Source organism: Rubrivivax sp. A210 (assembly GCF_904426505.1).
GTDB lineage: Bacteria > Pseudomonadota > Gammaproteobacteria > Burkholderiales > Burkholderiaceae_C > Rubrivivax.
Genome location: NZ_CAJGBN010000003.1, coordinates 78,652 through 99,312, shown reverse-complemented (window position 1 = coordinate 99,312; position 20,661 = coordinate 78,652). Strand labels below are relative to the sequence as shown.

The window sequence follows — 20,661 nt, the reverse complement described above, 5'->3', positions numbered from 1 at the left end:
GTGCTCACTCGATCCTGATGTAGGCGCTGGCGGGCTTGAGGCTGTGCGATCCCGGATCGACCGTGACGACGTAGCCGCCCATGGCCCCGATGCGCCGGTTGGGCCCGTAGGACAGCGCCGGCGTCACCGTGGTCTCGAAGCTGAAGAGGTTTTCCAGTGCATTGATCAGCTTGGCCCGGCTGAGGTCGCGGCCGGCGCGCTTGAGCGCCTCTTCCAGCACCAGCAGCGAGGCATAGGTCGAGGCCTGCGCCGGCTGGTGGCGCGCGCCCAGGCCGGCGCCGCGCTGGAACGCGCCCAGCGTGGCCGCCCCCGCGCTGGTGATGTCGGCCGGCCGGGTCGGGTAGGCCAGGAAGATGCGGTTGCCCAGCGTCGTGGGCAGGTTCACCGCGGCGCGGCCCACGCGCACGCCCGGCGCCAGCAGATAGGGCGTCCAGATGGCGTCGCGGATGCTCGTGCCCAGCTGCTCCATCTCGGCGTCGCTGCCCAGGAAGATCAGCACCTGCACGCCGGACTGCTGCAGCTTGGCCACCAGGTCGCGCGCCGGCATGCGGCCCGCGGGGTAATGCACCGCCACCGAACGGTTCCAGCCACGCTGGCGCAGGCCGGCCACCGCGGCATCGGCAACCTCGGCCATGCCGTCCTCCTGCGGATGCACGACAGCGACCACCGGGTCCGTCAGCTTGAGCTGGGTGGCGGCGAACTCGGCCAGCACGCGCGCCTGCTCCTGCAGCCCAGGCAGCACGAAGAAGGTGTAGCGGTTGACGTCCATGCCGGCCTGGGTACGCATCGTGAACGGCCCCACCACCGGCACCTTCAGGCGCTCGGCCAGGGCCGCGGTCTCGCGCTCCAGGCCCGAGGTCATGGGGCTGACCACCGCGAACACCTGCGAGGCCGCGAACAGCTCCTCGGCATTCTTCAGGCCGGTGGCACGGTCTTCGGTGTACTCGGCCACGACCAGGTCGATCTTGCGGCCGACCAGTCCGCCGCGGGCGTTGAGCACCTCGATCTGCGCACGCAGCACCGCCTCCATGGCCTGCCCCACCTCGGCCAGGCGGCCACTGCGCGGCAGCAGCGTGCCGATGCGCACGCGATCAGCCGTCAGCCCGGGGTCGAGGTCGGACTGGATGCGCTTGAGGTAGGCCACCAGCGAGGCCATGTCCTCCATGGCCATCAGGTAGCGCGGCATCGCCGGGTCAAGCCGCTGGCCTGCCGGGTCGGTGCCGTAGGTCAGTGATTCGGCAAAGCTCTTCTCGTCGTAGGGCCCGTGGGTGCGGCCGTTGTCGTGACGGTGGCCGTACGAGCGGATCAGCTGGCTCCAGGTGATGTCGCTGGGCCTGACCACCCCTTCCGGCCGGCCCTGGCCGTCGGCGCCATGGCAGTTGCCGCAGGGCAGCGTCGCACCCTCGACCGGCGTTTCCTGCGCACCCAGAAAGGCCTTGAGCGGCTTGCCCGAGGGGCTGACGCCCTCCAGATAGACCTTCTTGCCGGCTTCTTCCTGGGGCGTGAGCGGCTGCGCCTGCACCGCGGCAGCGAGCAGGCACAAGGCCGCCAGCCACCACCCGGCGGGGCGGTTCGCACCGGAGCGCTTCATGGCGCTCAGTTCGAGCGCGGCGGGTTGAGCGAGGGCAGCGGCAGCAGGTCGTCGCCGCCGCTGAGCAGCGAGATCTGCGCCGCCAGCAGATCGGGCGGCATGTTGGGAATCATCTTGCGGCCACGGTCGGTCTTGAAGTTCCAGGCGATCAGCTGCGTCGAATGCGATTCGACCTCCTGGCTCCACTGGCCCAGGCGCTTGAGCACGAGGTCGACATCGGCCTTCTTGCCGGTGAGGAAGAACCAGCCCGGCACGTCGGCCGACTGCTTGGCCGCGTACTGCTTCATCGCCTGCGGCGTGTCGCGCACCGGGTCGGAGGAGATGGTGATGAAGAAGACATCCTTGCCGAAGGCGGGGCCGATCTTGCTGCGCACGGCGTTCATGGCCTGCGTGATCAGCGGGCAGGCATCGGCGCAGTTGGTGTAGATGGTGTTGATCACCACCGTGCGGCCCTTGAGCATGTCGGTGTAGAAGCGCACCTTGCGGCCGTCCTGCGTGTACAGCTCGCTGTCGGTGAAGTACTTCTGCGGGTCGCGCTTGGGCTTGGCCAGCGCCGTGGAGGGCGCGGCCGACGCGGCAGCCCCCGCCGGCTTGGCGGCATCGTGGTTTTCGTGCGCCTGGGCGCCGGTGATGACGCCGGTGGAGGCCAGCGCCAGCAGTGCCATCAGCAAGCTTTTCTTCATGTCGAACCCTGTTCAGTGTTTGTGCCCGGCGGGCATGGGGGCGGTGCGCGCAGCGCGCAGTTGCTGGACCTTGGCGATCAGGACCTTGGGGTCGGTGAAGCCGAAGAAGCGGGTCCATTGGCCCGTGCGGGCATCGCCAATCAGCACCAGCGCCGGGTGGTCCTCGAAGCTGGCCGAATAGGCACCGAAGCCCTTGAGCACTTCATTGACGCGGCCGGTCGGGCCCGTGAGCCACACCCAGCCCGGCTTCACGCCCAGCTTGTCGGCGTAGTCCTTCATGCGCGCCGGCGTGTCGCGTGCCGGGTCCACGGTGATGGTCACCAGGCGCACGTCATCGCCATCGCCGATCTCGGCCTGCACTTGGGCCAGCGCGGCCGTCAGCACCGGGCACACCGTGGTGCAGGTGGTGTAGACAAAGTCGAGCACGACGATGCGGTCGCCGATGACATCGCTCTTGAGGCGTTGCTGGCGGCCAAACTGGTCGGAGAGCTGCGCATCGCCGTAGCGCACCTTGACCGCACCCGGCTTGGGCGCTTCGGCCTGGGCCTGGTGCTGGTGATGCGAATGGTCTTCCGCGGCCCGGGCGGGCCCGAAGGCCGCCCCTGCCGCGACCAGGCCCGCGGCAAGGGCCAGTGCATGTATCTTCATCTCGTGTTCCGGCTTGTGAAGGCCCGGCGCCACACGGCGCCGGGCGGAGTGGCTGTCAGCCCTGCTTGACCGGCTTGGCCGGCTTGGCCGGCTTCACCTTGGCCGGCGCCGCGGTCGGAGCTGCCGGCACGGCCGGTGCCGCGGCCGCCGCCGGGTCGGGCCTCGCCATCACGCTGAAGAAGCCGCTGTCGTTGAAGCCCAGCTTCAGCGAAGGCACGCTCACGTAAACGTAGTAGGCGCCCGCCTCGGCCACTTCAACCGGCACCTCGTAGACGCCCTCCGAAGTCTCCTTGGCGATCACGTCCTTGGGCGCCGAAGCCGGCACCAGGAAGTAGCGCACGATGACATCCTTCAAGCCCGCCTTGGGCTCGCCCGTGCCTTCGATGATGCGGAAGCGCACATTGGCCACATCCTTGGGCTTGAACATGCGGGCCTGCGGCAGGTACTCGACGCCGACGCGCTGGCGCAGCACTTCCAGCGCCGGGTTGACCTTGGCATCGGTGGAGAAGCAATGCACCAGGCGCGGCTGCTCGAGCGAGAGCGCGACGTCGAAGTGGCCCGCCGCCGGCATGCGGAAGCGGCCCGAGAACACGCCCGGCTCGGTTTCGCGCAGGCTGCGGTCGACCACCGTCACCGCACGCGCGAACTTGCCACGGCTGGGGTAGCTCGACATCGGCGCGTTCATGCCTTCCATGTAGAAGTAGGTCGCGTTGTCGGCCGGGCTCACCACGAAGGCGGCGGCCTCGCCCAGGCCCGCCACCACAGCATCGGCCAGCGGCAGGTCGCCACCCATCTTGGGCGCGTAGCTGCCGGCGGCGAAGCTCTGCACGATGGGCTCCTTGCCGACACCGAGCGAGCCGAGGTTGATCATGCTCACGCGCTCGCTGCCGAGGCTGCGGACATAGGCGAAGCCCTGGGTGTACGAGACCTGGAACGGCTGCTCCTGCACCTTGGGGCTGTGGATGATCTCGTTGGAGCCCGGGTCGATGACGTGGACCACGCCTTCGGGCGTGTTGACCACCATGCCCCAGCGGCCATCGGCGGTAAAGCGCAGCGGCCCCAGGCCGGGCTTGGCCTGGATGGTCTTCACGGTCTCGAGCTTGCTGCCGTCGATGACGGTGATGGTGCCGTCCTTGCCGTTGGAGACATAGGCCGCGCGTGACAGCGCCGAATAGGCCACCGACAGCGGCACCGCGCCGACCTTGATGTCCTTGGTCTTCTTCAGCGTGCCGGTGTCGAACACCGAGACCGTGCCCTCGTCGCGGTTGGTGACGAAGGCGGTGCGGCTGTCGCTGGACAGCGCGATTTCGTGGTGGCCGCGGCCGGTGGTGGCCGACATCACCACCTTCTGGTCGCGCACGTCGATGACGGTGACGCCGCCATCCTTGCCGTCACGCGGGTTGTTGCCGACCCACAGGTAGCGCCCATCGGGCTGCAGCACCACGCGCGTGGGATCGGTGCCGGCGGCAATGTCGGCCACCACCTTGAAGGACTCGGTGTCGACCACCGCCACCTGCCCGACCGAGGGCATGCTGACGTACAGGCGCTTGAGGTCGCCGTTGTTGACCCAGTCGATCGGCGGCCCCTTCAGCTGCACCGAGGTGAGCGTGCTGGTGCGGCCGGCCATCGAGACCATGGGGTCGATGACGGTGATGCTGGCGTCGCGATTCATCACCAGCAGGTAGTAGCCGTTCATGTCGACCAGCGGCCGGATGCCGACGGCGCCCTTGAGGTAGAGGCCGATCTTCTGCACGCATTCGCGCTGGGCACCGCCGGCCTGGGCCTGCAGGTTGGCGCCGGCGTCCAGCCAGGCCGCCGGGCGGTTGCCGCGCACCGGAGCGCCGGTGCGCTCATCGGTGACCTTGAAACGCACCTCGGACAGCATGCCCTCCATCAGTTCGGTGCCTTCGAGCGGCAGCGCCTCGAAGTCGATCACCACCCCGTCCTTCACCAGCTTGCTGGCGGCCGTCTTGGTGGCGGCCGCCTGGGCCGCCGTCTGCTCGGCGGCAAAGGCCAGCGCACACGCCGCCGCCAAGCCACATGCGATGAACCATCGCTTGCCTGTATTCACACTCGCTCCTTGAACCGGTGGTCGGCCGAAGGAGGCCGCCGATCTTGATTGGGGGTGGCCGCAACATCGGGCCGATGCATGCGGTGCCATGGGCACCGTCCGGTCAGCGCCAGGGGCTGGATGCCCGGCTGGCGCTGACCGCACGGTGTGAGCCGGCAAGCATGCCGGAGTTCCACTGCAAAGCGTTTGATTCTTGCCAAAGAAGAATGGGTGCAGCCGTGAAAGCTGCACCCATTTGCACCGGCCGGGGGTTGCCCCCCGGCAGGACTGCACGCTTACGGACCGACGCGCAGGATGCCCCAGGCACCGCCGCCCATGCTGGCGGCTGCGGTGTCACGCATCAGGTAGTCGCCCTTGACAGCGTCACTGCCACCAGCGCCGGTGGTCGGCTTGATGACGTAGTGAGCACCACCAATGACGCTTTCCTGGGCGCCGAAGTACATCTGCATCGGGTTGTTGCCGACGACCACCGACGCGACGTTGTCGATGTTGGCGTTGGTCGGGAAGCCCGCGGCATTGCGGTTGAGCGCCAGGTACGGATCGCGCGGCCACACGTGGCCGTGCAGCGTGAACGTCGTACCACGGTTGCTCGAGTTCGGGTTCACGAGGCCGATGCGGAACTGCTGGCCCGCGGTGGCCTTGAACACCGGCACTTGAGGATCGGCACCAGCGGTGAGGCTGTTGCTGAACAGGTCGCCGGCATTCGTGACCGAGCCGAAGCAGGTCAGGTCAGCCGGGTTGGCGGCCTTGGGAGCCGTGAACGCCGGGCTGCAGTTGGCATTGCCAGCTGCCGACAGCGGCGGGATGCCGAGGCGGAAGAACGTCGGCTCGGCACCGTAGTTGGCGGCGTTGAGAACCGTGTGCGCGGCATTCTCGGGCGTGCCCGGGCCTTCCTCGGACTCGTTCTGCACGGCATTACCCGACGCATAGCGGTAGTTCATCATCTTCTGCCACACGAGACCGAAGTCGCGGTAGGTCTGCGCCGTCGTTGCCGGCAGCGTGTTGGTCAGCAGGTTGGTCACGGACTGGGCCAGGGCCGGAGCCGTGATGTCAGCCGTGGCGCGCGAGCCCGCCACCGGGTAGGCAATGGTCGCACCGCGGGGGTGAACCACCATTTCACCGAACAGGCCCTTCTGGGGCTGCTTGAGCTTGTCGGCCGGCAGGGCGTTGACCGGACCGAATTCGATCGCGGTCGCCAGCACGGCGTCGAGGTTGAACTGGGCGGCATTGCCGACTTGCGGCAGTTCGGCCAGGCGCAGGTCGCCAGCGTAGAACGTGTAGGTCCGGGCGGGGGCGCCAGGGGCCACGGTCTGCACCGGGTTGATACCGACGTTGGTGCCGTCGGACTTGGTCACGTCGTATTCGAGCAGCTGGGTGTGGAAGCCCACTTCGCTGGAAGGACGGATCAGGTTGACGCCGAAGTGGGTCGAGCCCTCCGGATGGAGGCGGTCACGCTTGACGGCGTGGCGGAACTCGTTGTAGTTCGGCAGGTCGCTGGCCACGGCGGGCAGCTTGTTGTCCAGCGTCACTTGCACGCAGTCGCCGGCGTTGACACGCAGCACCAGCGGCTCGACCTTGACACCGGCCTTGAGCTTGCCAGCGGCGTCGAGATCCGAAGACATGACATACATCATGCCGGTCGGGTCATGCAGCGGGCCGGTCTCGTTGACCGTGATGCCTTGGGCCGTGCCCGTCACCGGGGTGGTGCGGGTGTTGTAGACCAGCGTGCCGGTGCCCGTGAGCGGGCCGCCTGCATGCAGGGTGTTCAGGGCCACGCCAGTGGGCAGTTGGCCCAGCTGGAGGTTCGGCGTGCCGGCACGCAGCACCTGGTCGCCCGTCGGCGTGATGGTCACACCGGGGACGGCAGGCAGCACGAGGTTGGCAGCCACAGCCGTGATGTTGAAGGTCTTGACCGGCGCGTTCAGCGGGCAGACCGCCTTGTCACCAGACTGGAACAGCGCGCGGTTGAACGGCTGCACCGGACGCACGTTGTTCGGCAGCGCATGCAGGTTGGCCTGCAGCGTGTTGTAGTTGCGCATGAGGCCCCAGTTACCGTTCCAGATGCCGTCTTGGTAGGCGTCCATCATGTACAGGTAGTCGGCGGTACCCGCCTTCTGGCTGAAGTCCATGAAGACCGGCGAGGCCATCGTGAACTGCTCGGAGATGCCACCCGAAGACTGGTTGACCCAGCCCGAGTTGACACCGCGACCATGGCCGGAGCCGGTCTTGAGCCACTTGATGCCGTGGATCGACACGCTGTGCTCTTCTTCGTCACCACCGGCTTGCGCCTTGATGCGGACGCGGTCACCCGAGTAGGTGCGCAGCATCGGGGTGTAGGGGTCCTTCTGCTCGTAGCCGGCGATATTGATGTGCGGCGGGAACGTCGTCACAGCCATATTGGTCGGCGGCAGGATGCTGGTCTGGACGGGCGCGGCAGCCACGTCACCCAGGATGGGCATGCGGTTCAGGTCCGGAATCGCGCGAACGACGGTGGACGAGAGCACGTAGGCAAGGTCGCCGGCCTGGCCGTCGGCCTGGGCACCGCTCTTGCCGTCGGGACCGGTCTTGCTCGGGTCGAAGACGCGCAGCGAACCGGGTTCGTTGCGGTAGTTGACGACGAACATGCCGGGCTCGAGGAAGTCGATCGAGGTCGGGCACGGACGCTGGATGCACTCACGCACCTTGCCCGGGACTTCTTCGTTCACCACCGGGGCGAAGGACAGCGCGCCATTGGCCATCGTGACCGCCTTCTCGACCGAGAGGTCGGGCAGGATCGGGAAGATCGGCTTGATCAGCGGCGGGGCGATCGCGAAGCGGAAGGTGTCCGACTGCACCGCACCAGGCGCGAACGCCGGGAACAGGCCATCGGCCGGAGCATGGCTCGGGTCAGGGTAGAACAGGTCTTGCAGCGCCGGGGCAAAGCCCAGGTAGGCCTTCTCGTCGAAGTCGCCGTTCTGCTCGCCACGGGTGCCGGCACCGACGTAGACGCCGGCTTCGTACGCGTGTTGGAAGTCGGTGTACTCGAAGTAGAACTCGCGGAAGCTGTCGTTCTTGTTGTCACCGTCCAGGTCGGTCGTCTCGATGGCGGCTTGCCACGAGGTCGGGCCGCCGTCGTTGCGGCAGCCGCCAGGCAGCTGGTCGCGCGGGGCCTGGCCGACGTCGGTCGGCGAGAACGGAGCCACGCCGGCCGGCGAGGCGCAGCCCAGCAGGTTGCCGGTTTCGCTGTGCTTCCAGGTCGACTTGGACGGCTCGATCAGCACCGTGGAGTACAGGCCGATCTGCTGGAAGGTGGACGGACCGTAGTGGTCGTGGGTGAAGATGATGCCGAGGCCGCGGTCAACGTGCTGGACGTTGAGCATCGGGTCGGCGAACCAGCGTTGCAGCGTGACGCGCGCACCCATCCAATCCACGTTGCCGGGGCCGGCCGCGGGGAAGAAGGCGTGCTTTTCGGGGTGCAGGGCGGCAGCCGTGCCCGGGCCCGGGAGGGCGCCGAAGTGGCAGTCGATGGCGTGGCCGTTGAAGCAGTTGATGGCGTGGATGCGCTCGCGCACCGTGCCGGCAGACAGCGTGCCGTCTTCGTAGTTCCAGCCGTTGGCGGCACCGTCGGTCGTGGTCAGGTCCCACTTCGGCAGGTGGATGTGCTGGCCGATGATGTCGGTCGGCGTGCGCAGCTGGTAGTCATCCATCTCGAACGTTTCCGGCACGAGATTGGTGTGGTGGTACATCGTGCAGTCGAAGGTGTTCATCCGCATCACGAGCGGCTCACCCGGCTTGGTCTTCTCGATCACCGGCAGCGCGTCTTCCCACAGGGAGACGATGCGCTGTTGCGGGTAGTGGTAGCCCACCTTGTTCAGCACGGCGTCGTACTGGATGTTGGCGCCCTTGTAGACGCGCGGCGTGTACGAGCCGAAGGGGCCCGAAGGCAGGCTGACCAGCGGCGTGGTGTAGCTGGCGCTGTTCCACTGGTTGGTGCCGTTGGAGGCCACCGGCAGGCCGGCGTCATCCTGGCAGGGGTCGCTGAAGACCGCGCCCGGAACCGACGGGCTGGCGTTGACGCGGAAGGTCGCGGCCGACACGGCACCGGCCGTGGTCTGCTTGTAGCTGGCGATGTTGCCACGCGAGTGGAAGGCCATGGCGGCGCGCTCCACGTCGGTGCCACCCTCGGGGTAGAACACCGGCTTGGCCTTGGCCATGATCTTGGTCAGGTCGACCGGGCTCACGATACCGGCGATGGTGGGCGCGGCCTGGCCGCCGGCGGCGACGCCGTGCAGCGCGTGGCGCGGCAGACCGCCGTGCATCTGGTGGTAGTCACCGGCCAGGTTGATGAAGTTGGCCTTCATCGCGGCCGAGTAGCTCTTGTAGGGCTCGACGCCGGTCACGGCATCGGTCATGGCGATGGCCTGGTCCTTGGTGACCATGTCCAGCGGCGGGGTCGACGGACGCTGGCCGACGATGCCTTCTTCGCAGGTGGCGCCGTTCTCGCAGGCGATGCCGGCCACCCAGAACGGGTAACCCGGGTTCACGTCGTCGGCGGTGCCGAACTTGCCGTCGGCGCCGGCGATGGCGGCGTAGTTGAGCTTGGTCTGGCTGGAGGTGCCGCCAGGGGCAGCGCCGTTGCGGTCGACCGCGACGACGGTGGTGCCGGCAGCGGGCATCGGGGCCAGGCCCTTGCCGGGCAGCGGAACGAGCGCGACCATCGGCGTGCCGACCGTGAGTTCGCCGTCAGGCAGGGCGCGCGAACCGGCGGCGGGGGTGCCGTCCTTCAGCGCGAAGGGAACGGTATGGAAGCCGTTGCCCGAAACCGCCAGCTTGGTGCCGGTTTCCATCGTGTCATGGATACGCCACATGTACCACATGCCCTGCGCGAAGTGCGGGTAGAAGTGGCAGTGGTAGATGGCGTCGCCGGCCGACTTGTTGCGGTTGCCCGAGCCGCCGTTGGCGATCTCGTAGGTGTAGCCCATGCCGGGGCCGATGCCCTGGGCGTCGAGGTAGTTCGAGTTGTCGTCGTTCGGGTTGAACAGCCACTGGTGGTTGTGCAGGTGGAAGACGTGCTGCTCGAAGCCGTTGTGCGTGTTGCGGAACTTGACGAAATCACCGATGTAGCTGTGGTTGATGTTCGCCGGATCGTCCGGGTAGTAGGCCTTGGTGGCCTTGGGGCCCAGGGCGGCGACAAACTGCTGCTCGGCCGGGGTCAGTGCGGGCGTGCCGTTCTTCAGGAACAGCAGGATGTTCAGAACGTTCTGCGGCGTGATGGTCTCGAGGCCGGCATTCGCCGGGATGTCGACCAGCTGCGCCACTTCGCCCACCGTGAAGTGGGTGAGGAAGAACTCCTCGTAGGCGCAGTCCAGGCAGTCATAGCTGGGACCGACGCCAAGGCGATTGGACAGGATCTCGGTGCCGATGCCACCCGAGCCGTAGTTGATCATGAACTTGTCGCGCACACCCTTGAGCAGGTAGGCGAAGACCGTCGTCAACGGGTCGATGGGCTGGCCGGCGGGCGGCTGGAAGCCGGCGAAGTTGTAGAAGCCAGGGTAGGCCTGGGCATTCGCCACTTCGTCGTGCCAGACCTGCGCGAAATCGCGGAACGGGTCAAGGCGGTTCGGGTAGGTCGGGTTGCGCTTGCCGATCGACTCCAGCGGGTAGGTGCTGGCCGGGAAGGTGCCGTCGGCATTGGGGCCGACGATGGCCGCGTCGACATCGGAGTGGACGATCTTGTTGGCCTGAACCATGTTCAGGATCGTCTTGCCGCCCTTGCCTTCGGTCGACCACGGGGCGCTGTTCGGGTAGGTGGCCTCGTAGTTGATGACCGGGTGGCCCGCCAGCGTGGTGCAGTACTTCAGCGTCGTCGAGCCGGGCACGGCGGCGCCGAGCTTCGGGCAGCTGGCGCTGACGAGTGCCGCGGTGCGCGTGGCCAGGCGCAGTTCTTCTTCGGTCACGGTGTTGCGGTAGATCTTCGCGCCCTTGGGCTCGACGATGACCTGACCGAACAGACCGTTGGCCGTGTTGCCCTGGTTGGCATCCGAGCCGATCAGCGCGCCATGGCTGATGACCTGGTACACCTGCTCGCGCTCGGCGTACAGGTTGTAGGTGCGCGTGGCACCCACGGCCACCAGGCTGGAGGCGTTGGCACCGACGTTCGAGCCGTCGTTCAGGATGCCGCCCAGCGTGCGCAGCTGCATGCCGTTGGCATGGAAGCCGACGCGGCGGTCAAGAACCTGCTCGTCCACCGAGGTGGTGATCTGGGGCTTGCCGTCGGGGGTGACCGGGTTGGGATCGTTGCCGATGCCGTCGCGATCGATGGCGAAGTTGCGCGAGTTCGGCAACGTCTTGAGCATGTTGGCGAGGTTGACCGTCAGGCAGTCACCCGCGGCCACGCGCAACACCAGCGGACGCGGACGCTTGTCGTCGCGCAGCTTGACGTTGCCGGCCGTCAGCACGCCGCCGGCCTTCTCGCTCTTGTTGGTGGTGATGTCGACGACGTCTTGACGCAGTGCGTACATCAGACCGTTGACGTTGGACGCGCCCAGCCGATTGTTCAGTATCGGCATGTCCAGCGCGACCACGTCCGCGGTGATCGTGCGCGTGCAGGTGATGGCCGCCGAGGCCTCCCCCGACGCCAGCATGATGCCGCTGGCGGCCATCATGAGTGCGAAGGCCGACGCGCTGGGGCGTATCAATCCGCTCCCCCCGCGCCCGTCGCGCTTCTCTTTCGGCAAATCCTGTTGCTTCATCGAAGCCCCCGTTTCCCTATTTGCTGTACCAACCGCCACGTCGACGGACCGGTCTTGCCTGCGGGAACGCTTCGGGGGAAGGGTTGCCAAGACACCACCGGCGCCGCCTCGGAGGCGAACGCTTGAAGTGGCTACATCGGCACCTGGCGCGGGCTCGAAAACCCGCTACTGCGCCATATTCACCACTATCGGCGGCGATGTTAGGAGTCGTGTCTGCTGGTAAGAATGCGACTGATCGTCACATGCGACAGGCTGTCGCGCGACAAGCTGTCGCATGCAGACGCGGGGGTGCGTCAGCCGGTCGCAGGGACAGTCTCTATAGGGGACGAGCCTCGTGAAGACGAAGCAACCGCCACCGCTCAGCGCGGCCGGGAAGCGCCTTTCATAAGAATCAGGCACTTACAGGTAAGTACAGGCAGAAATACCGGGCTTAGAAAAGAGGGCTGCCCATTTCAGCCCGCGGTTCGAGCGGCAGCCGCGCTCAGGGTTCCGCCGCCCAGGGCCCACAAGGCGCGACAAGTTGTCGCACATGCATCAGGGGGCACCCGCGCTTTCACGCAGACAGCGTCTGTGTGCATTCCCCCACACCCTCGAGGCGTGTACCAGGCCGGGCCTGGAGGCGCCCCTGCCGCGCGCCGTCGGACAATCGGGTTCAGGCCCATGTCATCGCCCATTGTTAAGTTGACGACTCCGGATGACTGTGGCTCGCGAGCCGGGCCTGACCACGCCGAGGCGCTCGAATCCCAGCTTTATATTGGGCTCTTCAGCGTGGCATCGACCGCCGGCTGTGACAGGGGGTCGCAGGCCGCCCCCGGGATTCGGGGTTCTGCTGCTTCAAGTCAAACAGCGGAACCTGGGGGCCAGGCGCTGCAGGTACACACTCGACCTTGGGAGACAAGTGCTTACATCGATGGACAACGAGGCCGCGCAGGTGCCGCCGCCGGACACCCGCCGCGCACGGCAGGGCCGTTCCGAAGGGCCCCTGCAGGGCTTGCGCCTTCTTGGCTTCCTGCGCGTCTTCACGCCCGTGGCACAGGTGCTCACGCTATTCGTGGTGACAGTTCACTTTGGCGTCCAGGTACCGACCACGCCGGTGCTGGCTTTGCTGGCCTTCGAGGTGCTGATCGCCGCCCTCACCTGGTTGCGCCTGGGCTCGGCGCCATCGGTGACACCGCTGGAGCTTTTCCTGCAGGCCCACCTGGACATCGCGCTGTTCGCGGGCATGCTGTACCTGACCGGCGGCGCCACCAATCCTTTTGCGCCGATGTTCGTCGTGCCCATGGCCATCACCGCGGCGACGCTGCGGCCCCGCTGGGTGTGGCTGACCGCCGTGACCACCATGCTGGCCTACGCCTGGCTGCGCTTCCACCATGTGGCGCTGCTGCACCCCGAAGGCCACACCGAGGTCTACGACCTGCACGAGGACGGCATGGTCGTGAACTACCTCTTCACGGCGGCGCTGCTCACCTACTTCCTCAACCGCATGCAACTCGCCCTGCGGGAGCGCGAGCGTGCGCTGGCCGATGCCCGCGAAGCCCAGCTGCGCAGCGAGTCGGCCAGTGCCATCGGCGCGCTCGCCGCCGGCTATGCACATGAGTTGAGCTCGCCGCTGGGCACGGTGGCCCTGGTGGTGTCCGAGCTCAAGCGCGAGCGCGGCAGCGACAAGGTGCTGTGCATGGATCTGCAGATCGTCGAGGACCAGGTCCAGGCCTGCAAGCAGATCGTCTCCAACCTTGCCGTCGCCGCCGGTCAGCGGCGTGCCGAAGCCGCCAGCGGGGCCAGGCTGGATCGCTTCATCGACAACATCGTCGAGCGCGCCCGCGCCCTGCACCCGGGCGCCACCATCCGCGCCCACCTCGACGCCACCACGCCGCCGCCCACCATCGTGGCCGAGGAGACCTTGCGCCAGGCCATCCTGAACCTGATCCAGAACGCGGCCCAGGCCTCGCCCCAGCATGTGGAGGTGGCGGCCGACTGGAGCAGCACCGACCTGCAGGTGGTGGTGCGCGACCGCGGCCCCGGCTTCCCAGCCACGGTGCTGGCCAGCGTGGCGCGCGGCGCCACCAGGCAGGCCGGCGGCCCGGTGGGCGCCGGCCTGGCGTTGAGCCTGACCACCCTCGAGCGCCTGGGCGGGCGGCTGGAGATCGCCAACGAGCCCCAGGGCGGAGCGCGCGCCGAGCTGAAGCTGCCGCTGCGTGCCATCCAGATCGATGAGAGAAGAAAGAGTGCCGATGGCAAATCCGCAGCCTGAAAGACCCAGCCTGCTGCTGGTCGACGACGACGTGACGTTCTGCCAGGTGCTGGCGCGTGCGCTCGAGGTGCGAGGATTCACGGTCGATGTCGCCCATGATGGCGCCACTGCCATGCGTCGCATCACCGCCGCGCCGCCCGAATACGCCGTCCTCGACCTGCGCCTGCAGGACATGTCGGGCATCAAGCTCATCGAACACCTCAAGGCCGCCGACGAGTACACCAACATCATCGTGCTTACCGGCTACGGCAGCATTGCCACCGCGGTGGAGGCCATCAAGCACGGCGCCACCTACTACCTCACCAAGCCGACCACCGCCGACCAGATCGTCGCCGCCTTCGGCTACAAGGGCCCCAGCGGCGATGTCGCACCTTCGGAGCGGCCGCTGTCGGTGGACCGGCTCGAGTGGGAGCACATCCAGCGCGTGCTGAGCAATCTGGACGGCAATATCTCGGCCGCCGCGAGGGCACTGAACATGCACCGCCGCACCCTGCAGCGCAAGCTCAACAAGTTCCCGCCCAAGGCCTAGAAGGCGATGGCAGGCTCCGCGCTCCCGAACGGCTTGCCATCTCTGGCAGGGGGGATCGCGGGCGCTCCCGGATTCGGGAATCCGCAAACCGTTGCGGCGGCGGGCCGCAGCCCTGCCTGGACCGCAAACGAGGGGGAAGGGAAGCCCTGCAAAAGCGGTTTGAATCCCGCGATTGCGGGGGCTTTTGACCGATCAAACCACCCTTCGGCGCCCACCCTGGGCTTGATAATTCCCCCTGCCTTCCGAAGTGGCTGGCACACGGTGCGCGTCTTGCTATTCCCCTGCTTGAAATGCAACGCCTGGCAAAGTTGATCTCGAATTGGGAGCCTTGGCTCCTCCCCGCCGGGGCGGCCGGTGCGGCCGCTGCATCGGACGCCGAGACCGCCGCGGCCGGTGCAGCCCTCACGGCCTGCCGCTCAGCCGCTGACGAAGCGCTCACCCAGCAGCGCCTGCTCATCGCGGCGCGGATGGTGGCGATCACGGTCATGGCGCTGTCGCTGGCGGTCATCGACCGCTCGCCGCTCAACCAGGTCGCGATCACGACGTTGGCCTTCGTCGTGGCGCCCTTTGCCACCTTCAACATGCTGGGCCTGATACGCCTGCGTCGCAGCGGCGGCCTCAGCGATGAGCGATTCGCGCGCCAGATCATGGTCGACATCGTCGTGCTGGCGGTATTGCTGGCCGTCTCGGGCGGGGCCAGGAACCCGTTCCACGACATGTTCTTCCTGCCCGTGGTGGTGGCCGCCACCTCCTTGCCGGCGGCCCGCGTGATGCGCACCACCGCCTTCGGCGTCGCCTGCTTCTGGATCATGGGTGCCTTCAACCTGCCCTTGCCCGGCGACGAAGCCATGATCGCGCGCCTGCAGGTGGTGGGCGGCTTCATCAGCCACACCCTGCTGGCCGTGCTGCTGGCCTATTTCGTGGTTCACATTTGCAGCAGCCTGCGCCAGACGCAGCTGCGCCTGACCGAGATGCACGAGCGCGAGGTGCGCGCCGGCTGCGCCGTGGTGCTGGGCTCGGTGGCCGCCGGCGCCGCCCACGAACTGGGCAGCCCGCTGAGCACCATCGCCACGGTGGTGGGCGACATGCGCGATGAACACCGCGACCAGCCGGCGCTGCAGCGCAGCCTCGAGATGCTGCAAGGCAGCGTCAGCGCCTGCCTCAAGTCACTGGACGGCCTGCGCCTGGCGGGCAATACCTGGATGTCGGGCGACGGCACGATGGCGGCCGACCAGGTCTTCGAATCGGTGGTGACGCGCTTCCACTCGCTGCGCCCGGGCGCCCAGGTGCGCCTGCACATCGAGACCGCGCGGCCGGCACCCGAGATCGTGCCCGACATGGCGCTGCAGCAGGCGGTCATCAACCTGCTCAGCAACGCTGCCTATGTGTCGCCGCAGGCGGTCTACCTCGATGTCGGCTGGACCGCCGCGGAGCTGCGCCTGCGCGTCAGCGACCAAGGGCCCGGCTTCCCGCCCGAGCTGGCGGCCCAGTTGGGCCGGGCCTGCGTCACCGGCAAGCCGCCGGGCGAAGGCCGCGGCGTCGGTCTCTTCCTGACCCAGGTGACGATCACCCGCCTGGACGGGCAGTTGCAGCTTTCCAATGCGCAGGGCGGCGGCGCGGTGGCCGAGATCCGTATCCCGCTGGCCTCGCTGCGCAAGAAGGAGATCGCCCGTGGTGGATGACGTGCTCGAAGCCGACGACGGCCCCACCCTGATGCTGCTGGAAGACGACCCCATGCTGGCCGAGGCGCTGGCGCGCTCGCTGCGCCGGCGCGGCTATGTGGTCGAGATCTGCTCCACCATCGAGGCGGCCAACCAGCGCATCGAGCGCTCGCCGCCGGAGTACGCCATCGTCGACCTGCGCCTGCCCGACGGCTCGGGCCTGGGCATCGTGCGCGCGCTCAACGCGGCCGACCCGGCCACCGCCATCGTCGTGCTGACCGGCTACGCCAGCATCCCCACCGCCATCGAGGCGGTCAAGCTGGGCGCCACCAACTACCTGTGCAAGCCGGTTGACGGCGAAACCGTGGCCTGTGCGCTGCGCAACCAGCAGGCGCCCTGCGGCAACCCAAGCAATCCCGACGATGACACCCTGGCCGTGCCGCGGCTGGAGCAGGAACACATCGCTCGCGTGCTCGCCGAGAACAACAGCAACATCTCGGCCACCGCCCGCGCCCTGGGGATGCATCGCCGCACCCTGCAGCGCAAGCTCTCGAAATCGGGCGTCGACGCCTGACGGCCGGCCTTCACCAGCCTTTACAAGCCGCCGGTCGGCGGCGCCCCACCCTGGCGCGTTGAAGGGCGATGGCTAAATCCTTCCTGACGCCGCTCGTCCGAGCCTGGCTGGCCGCGCTGGCCCTGCTGCTCGCCCCCTGGCCCAGCGCCTTTGCGCAGGACGATCCTCCCGGCAGGGTCGGCCGCCTGGCCGTGATCCAGGGCGAAGTCTCCTGGTACGACCTCGAACAGGGCGAATGGGCCGACGCCGAGCGCAACCGCCCGCTGACCAGCGGCGACCGCCTGGTCACCGCCGCCCGCGCCACGGCCGAGATGCGCATCGGGTCCACCGTCGTGCGGCTCAACGAATCCACCGAGTTGGAGCTGACCCGCATCGACGACCAGCGCATCGCACTGCGCCTGCACCGCGGCAGCCTGGCGCTGCAGGTGCGTTCGCGCGAGATCGCCGACGAGATAGCCCTCGACACCACCGAGGTCGGCCTGCAGCCGCTGCGCGCCGGCCTCTACCGCCTCGACCGCCGCGACGAGACCACCCATGCCACGGCATTGCGGGGCGCGCTGCGCGTCGACGAGCGCAACGGCTTCACCATCGAACGCGGCCAGCGCATCGAACTGTGGCGCGAGGACGGCGAGCGCGGACCGCTGCGCTCGCGCTTCGGCGTGCCGGAAAACGACGGTTTCGCGGCCTGGGTCGCCAGCGAGGACCGGCGCGACGAGCGCAGCGAATCAGCGCGCCATGTCTCGCCCGAGATGACCGGCGCCGAGGAACTCGACCGCAACGGCCGCTGGGAGCAGCACCCGGACTACGGCGCGGTCTGGATGCCGACCACGGTGCGCGACGACTGGGCGCCTTACCGCTATGGCCGCTGGACCTGGGTCCAGCCCTGGGGCTGGACCTGGGTCGACGACGCGCCCTGGGGTTTCGCGCCTTTCCACTACGGCCGCTGGGTCCACTGGCGCGACCGCTGGGCCTGGCATCCGGGCGATTACGTCGCCCGCCCGGTCTATGCCCCGGCCCTGGTGGCCTGGGTCGGGGGCCCGAATTTCAGCGTCTCCATCAACCTGGGTGCGCCCGCCGTGGCCTGGGTGCCGCTGGCGCCGCGCGAGATCTACCGGCCCTGGTACCGCGCCACGCCGCGCTACGAAGACCGCGTCAACCACCGCCCCCACCCGGGCGACCGCCGCGCCCGGCCGCCGGTGCAGGTGCCCACCGGCCCCATCATGTACGGCAACCAGGGCGTGCCCGGCGGCATCACCGCGGTGCCGCGCGACGTGCTGAGCCGGCGCCAGCCGGTGGCGCGCGAGGTGCTTGAAGAGCGCGGCCGGCCGCGCCCCATTGCGGTGCAACCGCTCAGCCCGCTGGCCCCGCCGCCGCGCGAGGCGCTGGCGCCGCAACCGCCGCGCGAGCAGCGGCAGGTCCCGAATCCGGGAAGACAACCCCAGGGCGTGGTCGACCTGCGCCAGCAGCCACCGCAGCAGCAGCGAGCCCCGGCCGCGCCCACGGCCCCCAACACCGTGATCGCCGTGCCCGAAAGAAGGGACCGCCACTCCGAGCCCGACCGTGGGCGTGAACGCCAGCGCGACGAGCCGCGCGAAGCCCGGCGTGAAACACCGCGGGAAGCCGCTCGCGACGCGCTGCCCCAGGCTCCGGTGCGGCCCGCCGTGGTCGCACCGGCGCCTCAGGCCGCGCCTCAGCCGGCACCCCTGGCCGCGCCGCAACCGGCGCCGCAACCTGCACAGCCTGCGCCGCCGCGCGAGCGTCCGGCGGCGCCGCCCCAACAAGCCCCCCGCCCGCCGCCGCAACCGGCCGCACAGCCGGCCCCTCAGCCGCGCCCGGCGCCGGCCGTGGCACCGCCACCACAACCGGCGGCCCAGCCGCCCGCCCAGCCGCGCCCTGCCGAGCAACGCCGCGACGACGAACGCAAGGACGAGCGCCGCGGCGGCATTCCGCGAGAGCGCGAGAACCTGCGCTGAGCCAGGCCCTTGCCGCGACCGCTACCTGAGCAGCGGCCGCAGCACCGGCCAGACGTTGGCCAGGATGCGCGGGTGGGCCTCGGCGCGCGGGTGGATGCGGTCGTCCTGGAACATCACGTCGGCATCCGGCCCATCGGCCACGCCGGCCAACAAGAAGGGCAGCAGCGCCGCGCCTTCTGCCTTGGCCACCTCGCCGAAAAGCGCATAGAGCGCCTCGCCGTAGGAGCGGCCGTAGTTGGGCGGCACGGCGATGCCGGCAAACATCACCCGCGCGCCGGCGGCCTTGGCCGCACGCGCCATTGCCAGCAGGTTGTCGCGCGTGCCGGCCAGCGCCAGGCCGCGCAGGCCGTCGTTGCCGCCCAGTTCGATCAGCACCACGCGCGGCCGGTGTTGCGTCAACAGGGCCGGCAAGCGGGTGCGGCCGCCGGCTGTGGTTTCGCCGCTGACGCTGGCGTTCACCACCTTCCAGGCCAGGCGCTCGCGCGCCAGCCGCTGTTCCAGCAGCGCCACCCAGCCGCGCCCGCGCGCCAGGCCGTACTCGGCCGAGAGGCTGTCACCCAGCACCAGCAGCGTGGGTGCAGCCGCCCCCTGGGCGCGCAAGGCTGCCGGGGCAGCCGCCGCGGCCAGCAGGCCCGGCAGGCTAAAGTGCGCGATCCCCTGAGCCAGCAAGGCGCGCCGCGCCAACGCGAAACGATTCATGCCTGAAGCCATCATTGCCGTACAGCGGGTCACCAAGCAGGTGGCCGATTCGACCGGGACGCTGACCATACTCCATGAGATCGATTTCGAGCTGCGCGCACGCGAGTCGGTGGCCATCGTCGGTGCCTCGGGCTCGGGCAAGAGCACGCTGCTGTCCATCATCGCCGGCCTCGACGTGCCGACCTCGGGCACGGTGCGCCTGGCCGGCGCCGACCTCTTTGCCCTCGACGAGGACGCCCGCGCCGCGTTGCGCGCCCAGCAGGTCGGCTTCGTCTTCCAGAGCTTCCAGCTGCTGGGCAACCTGACGGCGCTGGAAAACGTGATGCTGCCGCTGGAACTGATGGGGCGCAACGATGCACGCGCGGCCGCGACAGAGATGCTGCGCCGCGTCGGCCTGGGCGAGCGCCTCTCCCACTACCCCAAGGTCTTGTCGGGCGGCGAGCAGCAGCGCGTGGCGCTGGCGCGCGCCTTCGTCGTGCGGCCGGCCGTGCTGCTGGCCGACGAGCCCACGGGCAGCCTGGACTTCGCCACCGGCGCGACCGTGATGGCGCTGATGTTCGACCTCAACCGCGAGGCCGGCACGACCCTGGTGCTGGTGACCCATGACCGCGCCATCGCCGAGCGCTGCCAGCGCCAGCTGCGCATCGACGCCGGCCGCCTGGTGCAGGACGAGGCGGCGGCGCCGGCCTGATGCCCAAGGGCAGGCTCAGGCCCGCGTGGCCGCCTGCAGCGCCAGCGCCTCTTCGATGCCCACGGGCTCAGTACCCTCTTCCATGCGCGTCGGGTAGAGGCGGCCTATGAGGTGGTCGCACTCATGCTGCACCACGCGGGCGTGAAAGCCCTCGGCGACGCGGTCCACCGCCGCACCATAGGCATCGAAGCCCTGGTAGCGGATGCGCGCCAGCCGCGGCACCACGCCGCGCAGGCCGGGCACCGAGAGGCAGCCTTCCCAGCCCTCGACCACCGTGTCTTCCAGCGGCGTGATGACCGGGTTGATGAGCACCGTGCGCGGCACCGCCGGTGCCTCGGGATAACGCTCGTTGTGCTCGAAGCCGAACACCACCAGTTGCAGGTCGACGGCTATCTGCGGTGCCGCCAGGCCGGCACCATCGGCCGCGGCCATGGTTTCCCACATGTCCTGCACCAGGGCATGCAACTCGGGCGTGCCGAAGGCGGTGACCGGCCTGGCCTGGCGCAGCAGGCGTTCGTCACCGAGGGTCAATATCTCTCTCACGGCCATCGCGGGCCTC

Annotated in this window: 13 protein-coding genes; 6 read left to right on the top strand and 7 right to left on the bottom strand. The window is 68.8% G+C overall.

Going from position 1 to position 20,661, the window contains the following annotated elements; genetic code table 11:
- Positions 1-4: 4 nt before the first annotated feature.
- From JMV16_RS04850 to JMV16_RS04830, 5 genes are all read right to left on the bottom strand, one after another.
- Positions 5-1,591, bottom strand: coding sequence for an ABC transporter substrate-binding protein (locus tag JMV16_RS04850; protein ID WP_201493054.1), 1,587 nt, complete (start codon positions 1,589-1,591; stop codon positions 5-7).
- Positions 1,592-1,596: 5 nt separating this feature from the next.
- On the bottom strand, positions 1,597-2,274 hold the full coding sequence (locus JMV16_RS04845) for an SCO family protein (protein ID WP_201493053.1): 678 nt from the start codon (positions 2,272-2,274) through the stop codon (positions 1,597-1,599).
- 12 nt (positions 2,275-2,286) lie between these two features.
- Positions 2,287-2,922 carry an SCO family protein gene (locus tag JMV16_RS04840; RefSeq protein WP_201493052.1) on the bottom strand — a complete coding sequence of 212 codons (636 nt, stop codon included), beginning with the start codon at positions 2,920-2,922 and terminating at the stop codon, positions 2,287-2,289.
- A gap of 55 nt (positions 2,923-2,977) precedes the next feature.
- On the bottom strand, positions 2,978-4,993 hold the full coding sequence (locus JMV16_RS04835) for a YncE family protein (protein ID WP_201493051.1): 2,016 nt from the start codon (positions 4,991-4,993) through the stop codon (positions 2,978-2,980).
- A 275-nt stretch (positions 4,994-5,268) separates the two neighbouring features.
- Positions 5,269-11,637 (bottom strand): hypothetical protein, encoded by a 6,369-nt coding sequence (locus JMV16_RS04830; RefSeq protein ID WP_236580360.1) that lies wholly within the window; start codon positions 11,635-11,637, stop codon positions 5,269-5,271.
- 997 nt (positions 11,638-12,634) lie between these two features.
- Here JMV16_RS04830 and JMV16_RS04825 point away from each other — a divergent pair.
- From JMV16_RS04825 to JMV16_RS04805, 5 genes are all read left to right on the top strand, one after another.
- The gene (locus JMV16_RS04825; RefSeq protein ID WP_201493050.1) at positions 12,635-13,975 is read left to right on the top strand and encodes an ATP-binding protein; all 1,341 of its coding nucleotides are present in this window, start codon (positions 12,635-12,637) and stop codon (positions 13,973-13,975) included.
- Positions 13,956-14,504, top strand: coding sequence for a response regulator transcription factor (locus JMV16_RS04820; RefSeq protein ID WP_236580359.1), 549 nt, complete (start codon positions 13,956-13,958; stop codon positions 14,502-14,504). Before JMV16_RS04825 ends, JMV16_RS04820 begins: the two co-directional genes overlap by 20 nt.
- Before the next feature lie 290 nt (positions 14,505-14,794).
- Complete coding sequence (locus JMV16_RS04815) at positions 14,795-16,186, top strand: sensor histidine kinase (protein WP_201493048.1); 1,392 nt, start codon at positions 14,795-14,797, stop codon at positions 16,184-16,186.
- Positions 16,176-16,739 carry a response regulator transcription factor gene (locus tag JMV16_RS04810; protein WP_236580358.1) on the top strand — a complete coding sequence of 188 codons (564 nt, stop codon included), beginning with the start codon at positions 16,176-16,178 and terminating at the stop codon, positions 16,737-16,739. The genes JMV16_RS04815 and JMV16_RS04810 overlap by 11 nt, the downstream gene beginning before the upstream one ends.
- 68 nt (positions 16,740-16,807) lie before the next feature.
- On the top strand, positions 16,808-18,712 hold the full coding sequence (locus JMV16_RS04805) for a DUF6600 domain-containing protein (RefSeq protein ID WP_201493047.1): 1,905 nt from the start codon (positions 16,808-16,810) through the stop codon (positions 18,710-18,712).
- 21 nt (positions 18,713-18,733) lie between these two features.
- On the opposite strand, the gene JMV16_RS04800 is transcribed toward JMV16_RS04805, so the two are convergent.
- The gene (locus JMV16_RS04800) at positions 18,734-19,411 is read right to left on the bottom strand and encodes an arylesterase (RefSeq protein WP_201493046.1); all 678 of its coding nucleotides are present in this window, start codon (positions 19,409-19,411) and stop codon (positions 18,734-18,736) included.
- Between JMV16_RS04800 and JMV16_RS04795 the strand changes: the two genes are divergently transcribed.
- Positions 19,410-20,102 (top strand): ABC transporter ATP-binding protein, encoded by a 693-nt coding sequence (locus tag JMV16_RS04795; protein WP_201493045.1) that lies wholly within the window; start codon positions 19,410-19,412, stop codon positions 20,100-20,102. The genes JMV16_RS04800 and JMV16_RS04795 overlap by 2 nt on opposite strands.
- Positions 20,103-20,117: 15 nt before the next feature.
- Here JMV16_RS04795 and def read toward each other — a convergent pair whose 3' ends face one another.
- Positions 20,118-20,651, bottom strand: a complete 534-nt coding sequence (def, locus tag JMV16_RS04790) for a peptide deformylase (protein WP_201493044.1) — start codon at positions 20,649-20,651, stop codon at positions 20,118-20,120.
- Between the last annotated feature and the right edge of the window lie 10 nt (positions 20,652-20,661).